Origin of the sequence: Halorubrum sp. AD140, assembly GCF_034497445.1 — an archaeon.
Taxonomy (GTDB): Archaea; Halobacteriota; Halobacteria; order Halobacteriales; family Haloferacaceae; genus Halorubrum.
This window is the reverse complement of the sequence record NZ_JAXRUU010000174.1, coordinates 1-1,514: the sequence shown is the minus strand read 5'-3', so window position 1 is coordinate 1,514 and position 1,514 is coordinate 1. Positions and strand designations below refer to the sequence as shown.

Sequence of the window (1,514 nt, the reverse complement as noted above, 5' to 3'; positions counted from 1 at the left end):
GATCGGTCGGTAGTGTCGATTAGTCGACGGTGCGCGCGCGGCATCAAAGTCTCGACCAAGTGATGACTGGTCCATCGCAGGTACTTCTCGTCGGGCATCCGAACGTCGGCAAAAGCGTTCTATTCAACCGACTCGCGGACGCGACCGCTGTCGAGTCGAACTACCCTGGAACAACCGTCAGCTACACAGAGGGAGAGTTCGTCGTCGACGGCGACACAGTTCCCGTCATTGATACGCCGGGGACCTTCTCGCTTGACCCGCACGACCGCGCTGAGGAGGTGACAGTTGACCTGCTCGACGGCGCCGAGGACGCGCTCGTCGTTGGGGTGATCGACGCAACACGGTTCGAGCGCGGGCTCAACGTAGTGCTCGAACTCGTTGAGCGCGAGTTCGAGCTCACTGTGGCGGTCAACATGTGGGACCAAGCGCGTCGCCATGGGATCGAGATCGACGTCAAGAGAGTCGAGGCACTGCTTGACGTGCCGGTTGTCCCGACTGTCGCAACGGAGGGACGCGGCATCGAGACCCTCAAACGGCGGATCAACGAGGACAGATCGCCGTAGATCGAGAAAGTACAGACGCGCGTCCGAGATTCATCTTGACTCATGGAACCGGAACCTGACCCAACGACGCGGTGGGACCTCGTTGACGCGATCGCCGACCAGACGGTGGCATACGAGACGGCCGAGACCTCGATCGCCGACGAGATCGGCCAGTTGATGATCTCGCCTTGGACCGGATTTCCGTTTGCGGCCGCTGTCCTCTACGGTATCTGGGGCTTCTTTAGTGCCGTCGCCGGCTTCTTTACCGATGGGTATTTCATCCCACTATTCGACGAGTACTGGCTGCCTTTGCTCCAAGCGGCGTTCCCGCTTGAGGGCACTTGGATGTACTTCATTCTCGTCGGCGATCCGGCGGCGACCAGCAGCTCCAAGGCCTTCGGGATGCTCACGAGCGGTCTGTTCGTTGCTGTCGGTGTCGTTGTGCCCGCCCTGCTCGCGTTGTACCTCATTCTATCGATCCTCGAGGACTCGGGGTACATTCCGCGGTTGGCCGTCCTGCTCGACACTTTCTTCCACCGGATCGGCTTACACGGCTTTGCGGTCGTGCCGATGGTTCTCTCCTTCGGGTGTAACGTGCCGGGCGTCGAAGCAACCCGGTCGCTTGAAGGTGAGAAACAGCGGTTCATAATGATGACCCTGCTGTCGGTGTTCATCCCTTGTGGTGCACAGTTGGGCGTGATGCTCTCGTTGATCCCTCAATACACGGGATTCATTATCTTGTATCTAATTGCCGGCTTCTTTTTCTTCGGTGCGGTCCTCAACCGGATCGTCAGCGGCTCAACGCCGGAGTTTATTGTTGACGTTCCCCCGCTACGTTGGCCACAGCCGCGGCAGATCGGCCGAAAAATCAAGATGCGCACCCGTGGATTTCTCACCACAGGTCTGCCGTTCGTTCTCTTGAGCGTCGGTGTGGTCAACGTGCTCTACGTGACCGACCTGATGGACGCGATC

General features: G+C 59.3%; 2 protein-coding genes. Both read left to right on the top strand.

Annotated elements, in window-relative coordinates:
- Positions 1-62: 62 nt before the first annotated feature.
- Positions 63-563, top strand: coding sequence for a FeoB small GTPase domain-containing protein (locus U4E84_RS17115; protein ID WP_322533307.1), 501 nt, complete (start codon positions 63-65; stop codon positions 561-563).
- A gap of 42 nt (positions 564-605) precedes the next feature.
- On the top strand, positions 606-1,514 hold a 909-nt coding region (locus U4E84_RS17110), incomplete at its 3' end, for a nucleoside recognition domain-containing protein (protein ID WP_322533306.1).

What these genes read in the sequence shown, in the direction of transcription:
- U4E84_RS17115 (WP_322533307.1), top strand. Translation starts at nt 63, where the DNA reads ATGACTGGTCCATCGCAGGTACTTCTCGTCGGGCATCCGAACGTCGGC.